The 17,375-nt window shown below is 56.9% G+C and carries 8 protein-coding genes and 1 pseudogene; 5 read left to right on the plus strand and 4 right to left on the minus strand.

All coding sequences use genetic code 11. From position 1 onward, the window contains the following. Positions 1-39: 39 nt before the first annotated feature. Positions 40-2,097, minus strand: a complete 2,058-nt coding sequence (locus JYB85_RS05435) for a glycoside hydrolase family 97 protein (protein WP_207381380.1) — start codon at positions 2,095-2,097, stop codon at positions 40-42. Between the two features lie 684 nt (positions 2,098-2,781). Then, the gene (locus JYB85_RS05440) at positions 2,782-4,167 is read right to left on the minus strand and encodes an FAD-binding oxidoreductase (protein WP_207381381.1); all 1,386 of its coding nucleotides are present in this window, start codon (positions 4,165-4,167) and stop codon (positions 2,782-2,784) included. Between the two features lie 267 nt (positions 4,168-4,434). Between JYB85_RS05440 and JYB85_RS05445 the strand changes: the two genes are divergently transcribed. The 5 genes from JYB85_RS05445 (at position 4,435) to JYB85_RS05465 (ending at position 9,205) form a co-directional block, all read left to right on the plus strand. After that, complete coding sequence (locus JYB85_RS05445) at positions 4,435-4,647, plus strand: hypothetical protein (protein WP_207381382.1); 213 nt, start codon at positions 4,435-4,437, stop codon at positions 4,645-4,647. A 339-nt stretch (positions 4,648-4,986) separates the two neighbouring features. Further along, on the plus strand, positions 4,987-5,298 hold the full coding sequence (locus JYB85_RS05450) for a thioredoxin family protein (RefSeq protein WP_207381383.1): 312 nt from the start codon (positions 4,987-4,989) through the stop codon (positions 5,296-5,298). Between the two features lie 1,751 nt (positions 5,299-7,049). Further along, positions 7,050-7,616 carry a hypothetical protein gene (locus JYB85_RS05455; RefSeq protein WP_207381384.1) on the plus strand — a complete coding sequence of 189 codons (567 nt, stop codon included), beginning with the start codon at positions 7,050-7,052 and terminating at the stop codon, positions 7,614-7,616. A 2-nt stretch (positions 7,617-7,618) separates the two neighbouring features. Further along, positions 7,619-8,401, plus strand: coding sequence for a hypothetical protein (locus JYB85_RS05460; RefSeq protein WP_207381385.1), 783 nt, complete (start codon positions 7,619-7,621; stop codon positions 8,399-8,401). Between the two features lie 549 nt (positions 8,402-8,950). Beyond that, positions 8,951-9,205 (plus strand): hypothetical protein, encoded by a 255-nt coding sequence (locus JYB85_RS05465; protein ID WP_207381386.1) that lies wholly within the window; start codon positions 8,951-8,953, stop codon positions 9,203-9,205. Positions 9,206-9,892: 687 nt separating this feature from the next. Here JYB85_RS05465 and JYB85_RS05470 read toward each other — a convergent pair. Together JYB85_RS05470 and JYB85_RS05475 are read right to left on the minus strand one after the other, a co-directional pair. Further along, positions 9,893-11,383, minus strand: a pseudogene (locus tag JYB85_RS05470) (PfaD family polyunsaturated fatty acid/polyketide biosynthesis protein); the annotation flags it as partial. A gap of 171 nt (positions 11,384-11,554) precedes the next feature. Next, positions 11,555-17,341, minus strand: coding sequence for a hotdog fold thioesterase (locus tag JYB85_RS05475; RefSeq protein WP_207381975.1), 5,787 nt, complete (start codon positions 17,339-17,341; stop codon positions 11,555-11,557). Between the last annotated feature and the right edge of the window lie 34 nt (positions 17,342-17,375).

Genomic DNA, 17,375 nt, shown 5'->3' on the forward strand with positions numbered 1-17,375 from the left:
GAGCGCTCTTTGAAGAGGCTTAATGCTCCTTAAGGCGACCTACAGCGCCTTAAAGCGAACAGCCGCACCGCCACCGGCAGCCAGGTGTAGCTTGAGCTTGTCGCCCTTGCGTACCACTTGCTTGCCTGTGTCCAGCTCGTAGGGGTGCCATTTCCACTCGGCGTCTTTACCGTCCTGGTAGATCTGCGCTTCGAACTGTTTGCCGGGTTCGAGGAAGTCCAGCGCCAGCTCGATATCGCGGGCGTTGTCGTCGGTCACGGCGCCGAGATACCAGTCGTTACCGCTGTACTGGCGCGCCTTGCGCTCCTTGCGGGCCATGACCACAAAGTCACCCACTTCACCGTCGAGCGCTATGCTCTGCTCCCAGTCGGTGGGCACGTCCTTGATAAACTGGAAGGCGTCGGGGCGCTTGAGGTAGTTTTCCGGCAGATCGGCCGCCATCTGAATGGGGCTGTAGAGCACCACATAGAGCGCCAGTTGCTTGGCCAGTGTGCTCTGGGGCCTGTTGGTCTTGTCGCCCAGGCCATTGAAGCTCATGTCGAAAATGCCGGGGGTGAAGTCCATGGGGCCGGCCAGCATGCGGGTATAGGCCAACATGGCGATATGTTCAACCGGATTCGGCGGCGTGCCCCAGGCATTGTATTCCTGGCCCCGGGCACCCTCGCGGGCAATCCAGTTTGGGAAGGTACGACGCAGCCCAGTGTCCTTGATGGGTTCGTGGGTGTTGATGCTGATCCGGTGTTTGGCGGCGGCCTTCACGTTGTCCAGGTATTCGCCCACCATAAACTGGCCGTCGTGCCACTCGTGGCGCACCACGCCGTTTTCGTCGATGCGCTTGATATTGCCGCCATCGGCCACGTAGCCGGTCTTCACCTGACTGACGCCCATTTTTTCATACAGGCTGAAGGCATCTTCCCACTGCTTGCGGTAGTTGCTGACGCTGCCGGAGGTTTCGTGGTGGCCAATCAGCTTGGCGCCCACCTCGCGGCCATAGTCTGTGATGGCCTTAATATCGAAGTCCGGGAAGGGCTGAGTGAAGCTGAACAGATCGCCGTTATGGAACCAGTCGCCGTCCCAGCCCAGGTTCCAGCCTTCCACCAGGACCCCGTCGAAGCCGTTGTCGGCGGCAAAGCGCAGGTACTTCTTGGTCTCGCTGGTGGTGGCGCCGTGCTTGCTGCCGCTGCCCCAGGTGTTCTGGTTGATGTGCATACCCCACCAGATCCCCACGTACTTGCCGGGCTGCACCCAGGATACATCGCCGAGCTGGTTGGGCTCGTTGAGGTTGAGGATAAGGTGCGAGTTAATCAGACCCGTGGCCTTGTCGGCTACCTGGATGGTGCGCCAGGGGGTGTTGAACTTGCCGTCGGTTTTGATCGCCACCCCGTCGGACCAAGGCGTCAGCTCGGCCACAAAGGTGCCGGGACGGTGCTGCTTCAGCGTCATGGCGGCATAGTCCACCAGGGCCGCCTCGTGGATGGCCAGATGTACGCCATCGGCGGTTTTCAGCGTGAAGGGGGTCTGCACCTGACTCACTTCGGCAAGCGGGGTGTGCTGGTAAATGTACTCGTAGCGGTTCCAGCCGCGGCCGGGGATCCACCAGGCGCTGGCCTGTTCGCCCTTTTCGCTTTGAGCACCCTCATCTGCTTGTGAGATCACGAACTCGGTCAGTTCGCGGCTGATATTCAGCGGTGTCTGGCTGTCCACCTCGTAGCGGAACCCTATGCCGTCATCGAAGGCGCGAAAGCGCACCTTGTAGCCCTGCTTGCTGCCGGGATTGACGAAACTCACCGTCAGTTCGTTGTGCCTGTCGCGGATAAGCCGCGCCTCACCCCAGGGTTGCTCCCAGGTGTCATCCACTTTGGCGCTCTGGCTGTCCTTGATTTCAAAGCCGTCGCGAAAAGACGCGGCTTTGACAAAGTCGAACCCCAGTTTGGAGGCGGCAATCACCGGCTTGCCGTGGAACAGCACGGCATAATTGGGCTGCTGGTCATCGTTGACCCTGACCTCAATCTCGCCGTTGGGGGAGTGCAGGCTCAGGGTTTTGGCCGGCAATGGCAAACTGGCCCCGAGGGCCATCAGCAGCAGTGAACAGCGCATCTGTCATTCCTTGTAAGGTGTCTTGTTGTTTGTCACCACCTTAACTTAGGCTTTGGCCTCAACGACATAAGCTGCATACGTATTCAGTACACCAAGCCCCTGTGGATGGCTTGGTGGCATTGTGGAAATGGGGGCATGGGGTTCGCTTGGGGACTTATCCCGCAAAATGTATTTCATGGGGGCTTTCGAGTTGCTTGAGGATTTCGTTGTTTTTCAAACAATGAAAAATCGTGGGTCTCCGACCCACACCCGGGGAAAGGGGGACGTTTCGACTGTCAATTGCATCCATGCAAAAGAGCCAGCTCACCATCCATGGTTCGCGCTCATGGACGCTCTGACGAGCATGAGCCCTTGTCCAATTCCCCATCGACCCGCGACGAAGCGGAAGGCCCCGTCGGGCTTATGGTGAAAATTGGTTAACGCGCCAGACGCTCGGATTTACATCCATGTAAATCCATCCCGGCTCGGCGTCAGTGCCTCGCGCTCGTGAGCTGTCACAGTGTGACACTCGCCCCTGATGCGACTGACGCAGATTGGCATCTGCCGGACAGGAGTCCCAATGCCGTGGAGGGCAGGACGCCCGAGAACGGCCTTGCCTCGCCACACCATTTCCACCAACGCCCGCGGCCGCTTCGAGCGGGGGCTGTGTATTACGCCAGACTTATGACTGCTCGTTAGTACCAATCAAGCCGGTTTGATGTTCTGGTTCATCCTGAACAGGTTGTTGGGATCATATTTGCCCTTGAGCTTGGCGAGACGCTGGTAGGTTTCGCCGTAGGCGAATTCGACCCGGCCCGCTTCTTCCTCGGTGAGGAAGTTGATATAGGCGCCGCCGCTGGCAAAGGGCTTGGCTTTGGCGAAGAACTCCCGCGCCCAGCCGATGCAGGCCTGGTCTTCTGCGGCGCTGTCCCAGCGGGCATGGACGTTCATCACATAGTTGGCATCGCGGCAGGAATAGGCCATGGCATCGGCCGCCACCCGACCGGTTTGAGCACCTATGACTCCGATGAAGATCTCGCACTGGGGCGAGGGCAGGCTGGCGGCATATTGCAGTATGCAGTCGATGGCGCCCTCGGCCAGGGAAGTAAAGTTGTGGGATTTCCAGTAGTTGCGGGCACCCGGGGTCAGCAAGGGGTCGAACGCCTGCTGCCAGGCCTGATAGGGCTGCACACCTATGTGCTCGCCTATCATGGGGGCGAACTCACGCAGCGGCGCGATTAAGCGCTCACCCTCGGCAGGATCGCCGCAGTAGCACATGGCCAGCGCCACCATTTCTTTGCCGTGGGCTTCTTCCGGCAAAAATGGCAGCGGCGGCGCCTTGCGGGTCACCATCCAGACGTTGAGTTCATCGGGCATGGTTTGGGTAAAGGCGGCGAAACGGGTCAGCACTGTCTTGGCGTGCTCGAAGGGGAACACCATCAAACCGCTGAGCACATCCGGGCCCACGGGATACAGTTTGAATTCAAAGCGGGTGACTATACCGAAGTTGCCGCCACCGCCACGCAGGCCCCAAAACAAGTCCGCGTTTTCGCTGTCGCTGGCCCTGACCAGACGACCGTCCGCCAGCAGCACCTCGGCCGCCACCAGGTTGTCCACCGTCATGCCGTATTTGCGACTGAGCCAGCCAAAGCCGCCTCCGAGGGTCAGGCCCGCCACTCCTGTGGTGGAGTTGATGCCAAGCGGGGTGGCCAGACCGTGCTTTTGCGCCTCGGCATCAAAATCCCCCAGGGTACAACCCGGGCCCACCTGGGCGATTTTGCTGTTGGTGTCTATCACCACGTCCTTCATCTGCGACAAGTCAATCATCATGCCGCCATCGCACACCGCATTACCGGCAATATTGTGGCCACCGCCGCGGATGGAGATCAGCATATTATGGTCGCGGGCCACGGCGAGGGCCTCTTTGGCATCCTGGCTGTTTTGACAGCGCACAATCACAGCCGGTTTTCTGTCTATCATGGCGTTCCAGATCTCGCGCACCGCATCGTAATCGGCGTCGCCCGGCAGCACCACTGTGCCCTTTAGCTTGCTTTTCAGTGTATTTAACGTCTCGGAAGAGAGGGATGACATGGGTAGTTCCTTAGCCGTGCTCCCGGCAACGGCGGGTAAGGTGAAGCGCCCAACCAACACAGTACGATGGGCGAATTGGACAAAATGTTCAGTCTTAAAAGCTCAGTCATAAAAGCATAGACCCTTAGCAGGATTCCGGTGGCCGTTCGGTATAGGTCGAGGGCGGTATGGTGCTAAAGCGAGCGGTAGCAGTGGGAATGGTTCACTCAGACAGTTTCGCGTATGATACTGGTTTGGGTTCCAACATATTGAAAAGGATGTCGATACATGAATTTAAATGCCACTCTCGTAGGGCAGATTGCTTTTGTCTTAGCCATCATTGTTATCTACTTCACACTGCGTTTTGCAAAAAGAGGCGCGGCTGAAAATCTTCCCTTGGTTGGTTTTTACGCTTTATTGCTCAACTTTATACTGCCACCAGCCGGTTGGATTTATTGCTGGTATTGGTCCAGAAAGGCGAAACAGAGACGGATGGCCTGAATAGCAAAACCTTGAGGCAGCGTTATCAAACAAGTCATTGCATGAGCCGCTGGCCCGACTAAACCCTGCTGGTTTGTTATTTTTCAAACAATGGAAGGTCGTGACCACATGCATCTCTGCACAACGGCCAGTTAGCCATCTCCGGACTGGCGTTCCTATGGCGTGGCGAGCAGGGTGCCCGCAAGCGGTCATGGCTTGTGCGGATAAGTTTGCCGTTTCGGGATAATCATCCGGCTCGACAGTCTTCATGGCCTGTTTTCATTGCCAGTTTTATTAGAAAATGATGGCGTTACTCAGGGCGGCGCTGGTTTGCAGGGGGCAGGGGTGAGGTTTCCAAGTTTGATTCATTATCTTGAGCGTCCTGATGACTTTGCCGGGCTGATGTCGAAGCACCGGCATATTTTGCTGTGCTTTTCAGCCGACTGGTGTCCTCCCTGCCGGGCCATGGAAGGGACCTTAATCAATACCGCCTTTGAGCTTGAACACAAAGCCCTGGTGATCAAGGCGGACCCCAAGGTATGTGAAGCGCTGGCCGCGTCTTTGAAGGTGCGTTCTGTGCCCGCCTATGTGGCCTTCAATGACGGCGTGGCCTCTGAGCCTGTCTATGGTATCCAGCGAATAGACAGTCTGCTGGATATGGTGTTGGTCTAACCCAACCCCAAAAGGGTTGTTGTTTTTCAAACAACGGAAAGTCGTGGCCAAATGCATCCTTGCACAACGGCCAGTTCGCCATCTGTCGGACAGGAGTTCCAATGCCGTGAAGGGCAGGACGCCCGAGAGCGGCCATGACTCGGCCCGTTTCTATCAACCCTACACTGCATTGTTAGGGTGATGCTGGCTGCCACGTTGGGACTGGTGCAATCCTTGCGGTGAGCCGCTGGCGAGGCTAAACCCTCCGGGTTTGTTGTTTTTCAAACAACAGAAAGTCGTGGGTTTCCAACCCACACCCGGGGAAAGAGGGACGTTTCGACCGTCCCCCTTGTCCAATCCCCCCATCGACCCGCGACGAAGCGGAAAGCCCCGTCGGCCTTATGGTGAAAATTGGCTAGCGCGTCAGACGCTCGGATTTACATCCATGTAAATCCATCCCGGCTCGGCGTCAGTGCCTCGCGCTCGTGAACTTATCACTGCGTGACACTCGCCCCTGATTAACTGGCGCTGGATTGGCATCTGCCGGACAGGAGTCCCAATGCCGTGGAGGGCCGGACGCCCGAGAACGGCCATGCCTCGCCACGCCATTTTCACCAACACCCTCGGCCGCTTCGAGCGGGACTGGTGCATTCTTCTGGCGCTGAGTACTGACTGGCCTCTATATGGTCACGTTAGATAAGTTGACAGTGGGCTCCGATGCCGGAGCTATATAGATTTTTTACACTGGCCGCATAATTTTGGTTGCCGATCAATTTTCCATGCGGTAACGTGGTTTTTAGTTGGCTATTGGCAATGAAAACAATGGTTAAGGCATGGCTAATCCAAGCCTTAACCACTGCGCTCAGTCAAAAAAGTAGCAAAAGATTTATCTGGTTCGCACTTCCGAAACAGGTGTTAATCAGGGATGAGTGCAGCGGCTTCGAACAAGTCACTGCATGGCGATGGATTGCGGTTATTTTCCCCTCCCCACAACTCTCCCTAAACCCGGTTTCAACTTGCGGCCATAAGAACGTTTTGCAAGAGAACTGTTATGACTGTCACGACTCTTGGATTTCTATATAAGCAAGATAAGTCGGATAGCTAAAGCTGCCGCTGCGTGTGGCGTTATAGCAGCAATACCGTTTTGAACATTGATACAAAAGGAAGAGTAAGATGTCTGAAAATACAAAAAAATCTACTGTTGTGGGTGCGGCTGGAGCTTTGGCCACCGCGGGGACCGCTGCTAGTACGGCATCCGCTGTAGTCGGTGGATCTGCTGCAACCATCATGTCAGCTACCGCTGGCACTACAGGAGCAGCTTTAGCCTCAGCAGCAGGTGCTTCAGGTCTCGCTGGTGGCGCAGCAATATCATCTGGGATGGCAGCCGTTGGCTCTGTAGTTGGTGGTGGTATGGCTGCAGGGGCGATAATTACGGCTGCTGCCCCAGTCGCGGCTATTGCAGCAGTAGGATACGGGCTGTTTAAGCTGTTTGAGGACTAGTATTGGTGAACAAGTCCACTCTGTGGATTTGTTACTCTGCGGGACAGCCGCTGCGCAGCTGTCCCATAATTCGACGACATGCTCCTGTTCGATGATCTTTTACTCGGCTTACACTTTTTATTCAGCCTAACCCTCAAAACGGCTTAGAAGGGGAGGAACTGGTGTAACTAGCAGCCGAAGAGCTAAGACTGTCGAGGCGCTTGGCTTTCTTTAAAGGGAAGGTAAAGCTTGTAAGGCCGTAAGAATAAATTACTATATTTCGGAGCGTACTTATGAACGATAAGAAAATTGAGTTTTTGTACCAGTCCATATCTGACACTCAGAATACCATAAGAGCTATAGATGTTAAGTTAGGCTTTCTGTTCATTGCAGTATTTCTTCCTGTTGTTGCTATTCCAAAAGTGTATGAGGTTTACCAGCAGATAAAGACTGTTTGGATTTACTGCGCATTGTCTTACGCACTATTAATAGTTTGGGTACTGTCTTTGTTTTTTCTTTATAAGGCACTTGTATCTATAAGAAACCCCACATCTATTATTGAAAATATTAGTGGTTGTGATAATTGTGCATTCTATAATGGCGATTTATTTTCATTCTCAATCATTGATTTGTTTATGAATTTTCCCATTATTGCTAACAAAAGTATTGAGCAGAAGCGTTTATTATTGCCTAGTAGCTATGATGATATTATTTTTAGTCTTGTGAGAGAAAGTATGAAAATAACTTATATTAGAGATTTAAAAATAAAGCGCTCTACTTGGTGTATGCGCTGCACTTTCTTGTTCATATCTCTAGGTACGTTGATCTGGAGTTTGTCCGTTTTTAAGGTTTGGTTATAGTTATGAATAATGAAAAGAAATCTATTTTACGCAAGTTGATTTGCGATAGTCTTGATGATGCTGAAAATATATGGGAAAAGGAAGGTTCTAAACTAGTTGTAGCAAATGAGAGTTTTCGTTCTGAATCGTATGATATCCAAAAGTCTGCAAGCGTTACTTCATTTATTCCCGGTTACCCAATCGTAAGAACAGATACCAATGAGGTTGCTTCTTTCATCGCGTTGGTTGCTGATATGCGGAATTCAAGTCGGCACTTGCTATGTGATATAAGTACCAAAAAAGCAAAAGTTAGCATGTTACAGAGAGTCTATTATGAAACATCAGCACTACTGCCTGCTTTAGCTAAAACAATATCATTTGAAGGCGGCGCTGTTACTGAATATTTAGGTGACGGCGTGTTAGCATTTTTTAAGGTTGATGAAACTGATGCTTCACAATCTATTTACGCTGCTCATAGAGCTGCTAAGAACTGTATTAATACCTGTCGTCTTATCGTAAGCGAAATACTGCATGAAAGGTACGAATTGCCAGAGCTAGATATTGGTGTTGGATTGGCAAGTAGTAAAGCGTTAATTACTTTAGTTGGTTTAGATGGTGCTAAACAGGCAAAAGCATTTGGAGAGTGTGTATTTCGAGCTACAAAGCTCTCTGGTGGAACCAACGTAATCTACGTAGATACAAAGCTTGAAGCTATGTGGCCAACCTCGTCTACTGGAGGAGGACTTAGATTCAAGAGGAAAGAGTTGAACGGTGTTGACGGTTTCCTTATTGAATCCAAATTATAACAAGCTGAATAAGAGAGATTAGCTACACGTAGCATCTTTACTATGCGTATATTTATATAATGTAGGGACAGGCATAACACTGAGCGTGCTGATGGCACCTGCTTTCAACCCGCTTGAAGCGGCCGCAGGGCATTGGCGATCGTTGCGTGGCCTCGGCATGGCCGTTCTCGGGCGTCCGGCCCTCCACGACATTGGGACTCCTGTCCGGCAGATGCCGAGGCAGCGTCAGTCGAATCATGGATGAGCGTCTGACGCGTTAGCAAAAGGACGCCAAATGACCAAGGGGCTTTCCGCTTCGTTGCGGGCGCCCTTTGGAGTGCAGAGGGCTTTGGGCGCGCAAAGCCTTCTGCCCGGGTGAAGCCTGGAAGGCTTCGATTTCAAGTCGCTTGAAAAGCGACAATCATGACAAATCACCCCGCAGCGTGGCCTGCCTATCTCCCAAGCAGCCCAAACAGTAAAGTCAGAATACCGAGACCATTTTAAAAAAATGGCTAACTCTGCTAAGTTCCCCGGATATAGCAAGGACGGCAAGACAAAGGTGAAACACAGATGCGGCGAGATCAAAGAAAACCCAAACAACCGAGCTCTTGGGTCGACTTTCTCCTGGGGCAATTTGCCGCGGCCGTTTTTGCGGTGCCGACGGCACTGCTGCTGTGGTTTTTCGTTGCCGAGTCCGTTGGCTGGGTTGGCTTCTGGCTGATCCTCGGTTGTTTCGCGTTCGTGTCAGTCTTCTTCCCCAAAGCATTCCCCGACTTGCTCGGTAAAATATGGGAAGCATTTTTTGAGCTGAAGCGTTGGTATTAAGGCTCGCAGGTTGAAAGCACATCTCTGGGAGTTGGCAGTTTTCTTTTTTACAAGGAGTGATTAGGTGCCGCGTTATCCGTTACATATCTATTTGGTTTTTATCATCGCCCTCATTTGGTCCGGATTCATTATTTATGACCTACACCCAGAGAACATACATGTGGCTGGTGTGTTCATCCCTATGGTTTTATTTCTGCTGGCACTGATAGAGCATCTCAGAAAGCGAGTGGAACAGTTGGAAAAAGCCCTACACCAACGCGAAAACAAAGAATAAAAGAGATAGCGCAGGCCTAACACTTCACTTGCAGATTGCACCGCGCCTATAGCCCCATCGAAGCCGCTTTGGTCGTTGGGCTGAAAGAAACGGGTGAGCCGAGGCATGGACGCCGAGGAAGAGACCGTCGAGCAGGAGCGAGTCGGTCTCGGTGGCCGTTTCCAGCCCAAAAGGCCAAAGTGCTCGGCTTCGTCTGGGGTCGCTGGGGGATTGGATAAGGGGGCAAGTCGAAACTGCCCCCTTTCCCCGGGTGTGGGGCGGCGACCCACGACTTTCGTCGCTTGCAAAGCGACAAAACCCGCAGGGTTTTAGGCTTTCTCTCCGCGTGAGCGAGAAACAAAAAACCAGCCTTGCGGCTGGTTTTCGTTTTCAAGTGTCCGATGCACCTGACACCTCACAGGTGCCTCATACACTTAGGCCAATGGCTTCAAAGGTCTGTACCTTGCCACAGCAGCGGGCAAACTAACCCCTTGTGCCAACAAATTGTTGGCACGATACAAATACGCCGCTCCGCTGAGCAAGTGCAGCGCCAGATCCACTGCGCGACGCTGCCGGTAATCATCCAGATAGCTCCCCTTACTCCAGCCGTTGAAGGCGCCCAGTGCCGGGCCGGCCCAGATCTGGTAATCCATTTCCCGGCCAACTTCACCCGTGTTGGACCAGCGGCTCGACAGCCCCAGATACCAGCGGAAGATCAGCGCCATCTTGCGCTTGGGATTACCCTCGGCGCGGCTGATCTGGCTCGGATCCCGGGCCATAAAGTGGGCCACAGTGCCTTGCCAGATCTCATCGAGATTGGCGCGGAACACCTGGGTTTCCAGCTTTTGGCGCTCATCCAAAGGAATGGCTTCAATGCTGTCGTAACGGCTGTAGATCTCGTACAGCTTGTTGGCGCGCATCGGGAACAGGGTGCCGCGCTTGACCACCTGCAACTTGACGCCCATTTCGAACATGTCCGCCGCCGGGGCCATGGTGACATCGGCCATTTCCGTGGTGGCCAGCAGTTTGCGGGTGTGCTCGCTGGCACCGGCCTCGATACAGGCCTGGTTGATTGAGCCTGTGACGATAAAGGCGGCGCCCATGTTAAAGGCTGCCAGGGCCGCATCCGGGGTGCCTATGCCGCCGCCGGCGCCGACGCGGATGGGCTCGGCAAAGTTGTGTTTGGCCTGCAGCTCGTCCCGCAGCGCCAATATGGTGGGCAGCAGGGTGACCAGGGGGCGGTTGTCCGTGTGGCCGCCGGAGTCGGCTTCGGCCGTGATGTCATCGGCCATGGGCACCAGTTGGGCCAGCTCTGCCTGCTCGGCGCTGATGTGGCCATCCATGACCAGGGCATCGAGCATCTTCTTCGGTGCGCTCTGCATAAAGTGGGCGGCCACCTCGGTGCGGCTGATTTTGGCGATCACCTTGTTTTTGATGATGATTTCACCATTGTCGCCACGGCTGAGGCCCGCGGCGCGGTAGCGCACTATGTGGGGCGTGAGCGCCAAAAAGGCCGAAGCCTCCACAGTATGCACCCCGTGCTTGAGGTACAGCTCCACCGCCCCTTGCTCCAGCGCAGGTTCGCTGGGACTGTGAATGAGGTTAAAGGCGTAGGGACCCGTTGGCAGCGCCGCTTGAATGCGCTTGATGGCGGCCTCGACCCGGGTGGGTACCAGACCGGCGGCGCCGAAGGAGCAGAGGATACCGGCCTTGCCGAGGGCTATCACCAGCTCCTCGGAGGCGATACCGTTGGCCATGGCGCCGGCATAGTAGGCGTACTTGACCCCGTGGCAGCGGCGGAAGGCCGCGTCGCCGAGCTGCGAGGCGCCGTAGGGGGCCGCCATGGCAATGACCGGCAGCAGCTCACTTTTCGTTGCCTCACTCGCCGGCGTGGCTTGAGCCTCTTGAGCTATTTGCGCTGTATGAGCAAAGCTCAGCTCGCCGCCGGGCAGCTGAGCCAGATACAAAGGCTTGTCCAGGGCCCGCATGGCGGTGCGCACCGCGTCCGTACCTGTGTGACCTGTGTTGGGGTTAAGGGCCCAGGGCCAGTGGAATTGTGTCATCTTGTTCTCTTTCCAATTTTAAAACCGGGTTTGTCAGGCTTCTTCAATGGCCAGGGCCAGATCCGTTATTTCGTAAATTCGCAGGCCGTCTTTGGCCAGCCAGGCGTCGGCCTTGAGCGTTACCCGGCCGGGCTCGCGTTCTATGGCGGTGACGTGCAGCTCCAGCGACATCTGTTTGTTGAGCGGGCTTATCTGGCCGCGGTATTTCCACTTCACCGTACTCAGGCAGTGATTGAACCTGGGGTTGGCAAAGTCCTTACTCAGGCCCGCATCCAGTGCAAAGCTGCTCAAGAGTTCGATTATGGCCTCCACCCCGAGGGAGCCTGGCATTACCGGATCCTGGTGGAAGTGGAAGCGGAAGAACCAGTCGCTGGGATCTATGGCACGCTCGCCATAGGCGTAGCCGAGGCCTGCCTTGCCGCCGCGGCGCACCAGCTTGACCGTATCGACAAAGTTGAGCCTGCCGCCCGGCAGGCGCAGGTGTGCTTTGCCGGGGGCCGCCCGGTACAGGGCGCAGGCCGTGTCCCTGAGATCATAACTGACATCCGGGGCGACATTTTCCGCCTGATACCAGGGCGTGGTGGTGCGGCCATTGTCCAGCCCCAGCTGATGGGTCAGGGCCTCGGCCTTGAAGTAACCGAATACCGCCTTGCCCTCATAGAAGGGCTCGCCGTCGGCCGCCAGGGCAAAGCTGAAGGTCTGGATGATATTGGTGCCGGACATAACGGTGCTCAGCAACCTGGAGTCGTTGCTGATGGTCTTGCCGCGCAGGTCTATATCCTTGATAAGCTTGCCTTCACCGTCGAGGTTGCGGAAAAACAGCTCCAGACCCGGGAAGCCCAAGGTAGTGCCCATGTAACCCGAGATAAAGCCGTTGGGCTGCAGGGCAATTTCCATCAGTATCGAGTAGGGCATGCGCGCCGGGTGGCTGTTTTCGCTGAAATACCAGGCTCTTGGCGGTACTTCGTATTCGCCGATACAGGAGGCCGGGGCCTTGAAGTCACCGCGCTTGCCTTTGACATCCACTACCCGGGTGGTGAGCTGCAGATCGCCGCAGGGGGTGCGCGGCGGGATAAGACCACGGTAAACCGCAAACTCGGGGCCGAAGCAATTTTCGATATTGCCGGTGGCAAATTCGAACATATGCCAAGGGGTGAAGGGCAGGGTATCAGGAGTTTGATTCGGGTAGTCCTGTGTTACCGACGCTTCTACATGTTTCACCGGCACCACGCCCTTGATGGGGCTGGCGTTAAGATCCGCCTCATGGGTCATCAGCGGCGCATTGACCGAGGCCTGACGACCTTCCAGCAGGGCCGGGCTTGCGTCAGACGATGCCTGAGTCTGATGGCCGTCCTGGCTCAGATAGCGGGTGCAATCCTCGTTTTCCTTCAACATTACGCCTAGGTTCTGAAAGTCCACCACCACCTTGCCGTCGAGGATGATCTCGATATTGGCCTTGGCCCAGGGGGAGGGCGTGAGGCCTATGTCGGTCACTTCCATGCGGTAAGTGAGGCGGTTCGACTGGGGCAGCACCTGACCGCGGCAGCGCACCTTTTGCGGCGCCTGTGCCAGGGGCTGGAAGCGGCCGTTTTGGGTGTGCTTGTGCAGCCCCAGGTACAGCATGTAAAACTGCAGCAACTGGCCGCAACCCTCGGCCATCAGGGAGCCGGCCATTACCGGGTCGTCCTTGAAGTGGCAGGGGAAGTACCAGTGGTCCGGTTCCAGGCGTTTGTGGCCCTCGATAAGGCCCAGCCCCCAGGCGCCGCCCCGGGTGTCGACCTTGCTGACCTCTTCGATCATCAGGAACTTTTCCGAGGCAAAGCACAGGGATGGCTGCTGGTAGCCGAGATCGTGGCTGGGGCCGAAACAGGCGGCCACATCGCCGCTGAGCAGGTGTGACAGGCGCTGGTAATCGAAGCGGCTCTCGGGACAATGCAGCAGTGGTGCGAAGCTGCGCTTATTGGCCTCGGCGAAGCGTCTGGCCTTGAGTTCGTCCTCGGTGCGGATCACCCCCTTGCCATCGGCCAGCTCGGCGTCGGTGAAGAAGCCGGCGCAGCCACCGTCCATCTTGAGGATCAGCCTGTCGCCGACGAAGCACTCGTAGGAGAAGAAGAACAGCAGGGTGTCGCCGTTGCGGGCGAAGTGGTTGATGGAGATATCGTATCTCAGGGTGTCGCCGCCCCGTGGCAGATCACCCAAGAAGGTCAGGGTGCAGTCCAGCAGGCGGTAGACCCGCTCGCCCTTGTTCTCCAGATCTATGCCGAGGAAGGAGATAAGCATCAGATCGCACTGGCCCGACTCCACCGCCACCGCCCAGGGGATTTGACCATCCACCAGATAGGGCGCGTCCACCGGAATGTCGTATTCAGTGGTCATGGTGCTGGGCTTGAATTCCCCCAGCTTGGCATTGAGCTTGGTCACCCGCGATACCAGCAAATAGTCCGTGGTCGGCAGCCGCACCCGGCGGCGATAGCTGTCTATGATGGCATAGTCGGGGCCGAACACAGGTGCTATGTCGCCCTCGGCGTATTGCACCAAATCCTGGTAGTTCCAGATGCAGGGCTTGGTTGCCGCTTGTGGCACCACAGCCGGCGTTGTTGGAGCAGGCGCAGCTGGTGTTGGCCCAGGCTCTTTTACCTCAGACACTTTTATCTCAGGAGCAAGCGGCGCATTGCCCATTAAGCCCTGACGCCCGATTTCTTTTTGCCCTATGCCTTGACGCATAAGGGCATCGGCGAGCTTAAGACCGGCTTCACGGCTTTGCAGGAAGGCCTGGTGCGCCTGCAGTGCCAGTGCCTGATTGGCGGCAATCGCCTCGGCGTGTGAGCCCGGCGTTAGGGGAACAGGCATAACGGCAGGCGTGGCTAAGCCCGCAGTTTGAATGCTCTTTGCTTCAAAAGAATGGGGTTGGTACTTCACGCTGGCGGGCACTCCGCTGTTCATAGGTTGGTTGGCAGCAGTATTCTGATGAGCTGCATGGCTGGCCTGGGTGATTTGTGCGTCCGGAACGGCTGTTTGCATGTTTTTTTGAAAGGCGGTGGCGGCCAGCAGCTTGGCCTTGATCTCAGCCTCGAAGGGGAGCTCGGCCCCACGTATGTGCCCGGCAATGGCCTTGCCACCAAGGGTTATCTGCTGAATGAGTTGCTTGCCTTCGGTGACCTGCTGTTTGTCTGCATTTACCAGTGCGGCCTTGAGGCAGTCTTTCTGGGCCTGGGTTTGGGTCAGTAACACCGAGGCCTTGTCGCCAAATTGCACCCTGGCAGTATCCTGCTCCGAGTCCGTGAGCCGCAGCAGCGCCTGGGTCAGGCTGGCCATGGCGGCGGCCACAAAGCTGTGACCCAGCTGGGCCGAAGCGCTGTCCTGTTGCAGGCTGTGGTCTGCGCTTTCTTTGCCTTTTGTAACAGCTTTCAGCAGCGGACTGAATTCCACCAGCTCATTGTCGGCCAGTGCGTCATTGCCATTGACCGGCGCGTTATCGAAAGCTATGGGCTGCAGCTCGCCATAGCGGCCCTGTTCTTTGGTTTCTTGCGTGGCCTTCGCTGATGCGCTTGTCGGGGTAGGAAGCAGCACCAGGGCACCGGCGCCATCGGCGGGAGCGAGGTTTGCTTGTTCAAGCAATGCGGCATGGTGCAGCACCTTTTCGGCGCTGCCGGCCAAGTCCACCGCCGCCAGCACCACGGCATCCAGTTCCTGGGTGGCGCAGAGGTTTTCCGCCACTTCCAGGGCCCTTGCCACGCTCAGTTCACCGGCGGAGATGGTAAAGGCGGGGCCATTGAAGTCCCACAGGGAGGCGACCCGGGAGGCCATGATATTGCCTATGTAGCTGGTGTATTGGTTCAGGCTGGCGGCGGGCAGTACGCTGTCCATGGCCAGGCGCTCAAGGGCCTGGTATTCCTCGGCGCTGAGGCTGATGCCGGCCCGCTGCAGGCTGTCCTTGACCTGGCTGTGCAGGTTCACCCGGCCGCGGAACTGATGCAGCTCCAGTTCGGTTTCCATGGCCACCAATACCGCCACCCTGGCGCCGGGCTTGAGTCCAGCGTCGCGGATGGCCTCGTCGGCCACCTTCATCAGCAGCAGCTGCTGGGCCACCAGGCGATCGCCGGGGTGCGGCGGCAGGCGGAAACGCAAGAAGTCCAGCGCAAAGCTGTCGATATAGCCGCCCTCGGGCGCCCCGGACAGGCCGAAATGCTCAAGCAGGGCGCGGTTGTGCTCAAGCCCCTTCCAGCGCTGTTCCGGCAGCGGCGAAAGGGCGGTGGCGCCGGTTTGCAGCAGCCGGTATTGGGACGCGAGCGAGTCCACCTTGCCCACATGGATGGCGGCGCCCTGAATATGGAAACCCTTGAATTGGTTAAGGGGCTTTTCTGTTTGGCTGTTTGCAAGAGCGGCCTGGCTTTTTTCACTGGCAACCTCTTCATCCCAGGCCCCCAGCACCAGATGGGCATTGCAGCCGCCGAAGCCAAACACCGACAACCCGGCGAGCGGCGCAGTATTGCCTTCCTTGCTCGGCCAGGGCAAAGGCTGGCGCACAATATTGTGTTCACCGAAGAGGTTTTCCGGCGAGGCTATGGGCTGGGACAGGCGCACCGAGGGTGGCAGGCGGCGCTGCTTCATTGCCAGCAGCAGCTTGATGATCCCCGGCATACCGGCGGCGGTCAGCAAATGGGTCAGGTTGGATTTTACCGAGCCTATCAGCGGCGGCTTGCTGCCCTTGAGGCGCGGGCCGAAGAACTGCTCCATTGAGCTCAGTTCCACCTTGTCACCCAGCGGCGTGCCGGTGGCGTGACATTCGATGACCTCTACCGCGGCGGGATCCTTGCCGGCGGCGTCATAGGCGCGCTCGAAGGCCCGTACCTGGCCGGTACTTGAGGGGCTCAGCACAAACTGGCCGCGACCGTCGTTGGACAGGCCGGCGCCGTGGATAACCCCGTGTATGTTATCGCCATCGCGCAGGGCATCGCTGAGGCGTTTGAGCACCAGCACGCCGGCGCCTTCACCGGCAAACAGGCCGCCACTTTGTTTGTCCAAGGGGGCGCTGAAACCCTGCTCTGGATAGGCGTGGAAGATGGAAAAGCCCATGCTGATAAAGAAGGGATCGGCACCGCTGACGGCGGCGGCGAGCATGGTATCCGCCTTGCCCGTGGCCAGATAATCGCAGGCAAGTTTGAGGGCATAGACAGAGCTGGCGCAGGCCGCATCCAGACTGAGGTGGGCCGCGCCCAGCCCCAGGCATTGGGCCAGCAGCTTTGAGGCCTCGGCGGCTATGTCCGTGGTCCAGGCATCGGGCAGGGCAGCGGCGTTGGCATCAGTTGCTTCCCGGGGCGCACTGGCCGCATCATTTGCGCGCTGAGGCGCGCTGGCCGCCAGAGCGGGAAAGCCCGGCAAGCGCTCGGTGAGTGCCCGTTGCACCTCATTGTGGTACAAGGGCAGCATGGCATGGTTGGAGCGCTGGCTCGGGAAGGACAGGGTTCCCATCACCAGACCGCAGCGGTCCAGCGTGCCTGCGGCATCGACTTTCAAGCCGGCATCTTGGAGGGCTGCCTTGGCGGTGTCCAGGGCCCAGAGGATATGTTCATCCACCTCGCTGGCCAGTTTGCTCATGGCCTCTTTGCCCGGCACATAGCCTTCGGGGTCGAAGCTGAAGTCGCGGATATAGCCGCCGCTCTGGCAGTAGAAGCGGTCGCCTTCGCCCTGGCGGCCAAGGTAGTCCGCCACCGGGGCGCCGAACTTGGCGGCGTCTATGGGGCTGTGGGCGCCTTTGCCCTGGTCAATCAGGCGCCAGAAGGCGTCTATATCTTTGCAGCCGGGAAAGCGGGCGGCCATGCCAACGATGGCGATGGGCTGATCTGGTGTTCGG

It is taken from the genome of Shewanella sedimentimangrovi, from assembly GCF_017354965.1.
Taxonomy (GTDB): domain Bacteria; phylum Pseudomonadota; class Gammaproteobacteria; order Enterobacterales; family Shewanellaceae; genus Shewanella; species Shewanella cyperi.

What these genes read in the sequence shown, in the direction of transcription:
- JYB85_RS05435 (WP_207381380.1), bottom strand. Translation starts at nt 2,097, where the DNA reads ATGCGCTGTTCACTGCTGCTGATGGCCCTCGGGGCCAGTTTGCCATTG.
- JYB85_RS05440 (WP_207381381.1), bottom strand. Translation starts at nt 4,167, where the DNA reads ATGTCATCCCTCTCTTCCGAGACGTTAAATACACTGAAAAGCAAGCTA.
- JYB85_RS05445 (WP_207381382.1), top strand. Translation starts at nt 4,435, where the DNA reads ATGAATTTAAATGCCACTCTCGTAGGGCAGATTGCTTTTGTCTTAGCC.
- JYB85_RS05455 (WP_207381384.1), top strand. Translation starts at nt 7,050, where the DNA reads ATGAACGATAAGAAAATTGAGTTTTTGTACCAGTCCATATCTGACACT.
- JYB85_RS05460 (WP_207381385.1), top strand. Translation starts at nt 7,619, where the DNA reads ATGAATAATGAAAAGAAATCTATTTTACGCAAGTTGATTTGCGATAGT.
- JYB85_RS05465 (WP_207381386.1), top strand. Translation starts at nt 8,951, where the DNA reads ATGCGGCGAGATCAAAGAAAACCCAAACAACCGAGCTCTTGGGTCGAC.
- JYB85_RS05475 (WP_207381975.1), bottom strand. Translation starts at nt 17,341, where the DNA reads ATGGCCGCCCGCTTTCCCGGCTGCAAAGATATAGACGCCTTCTGGCGC.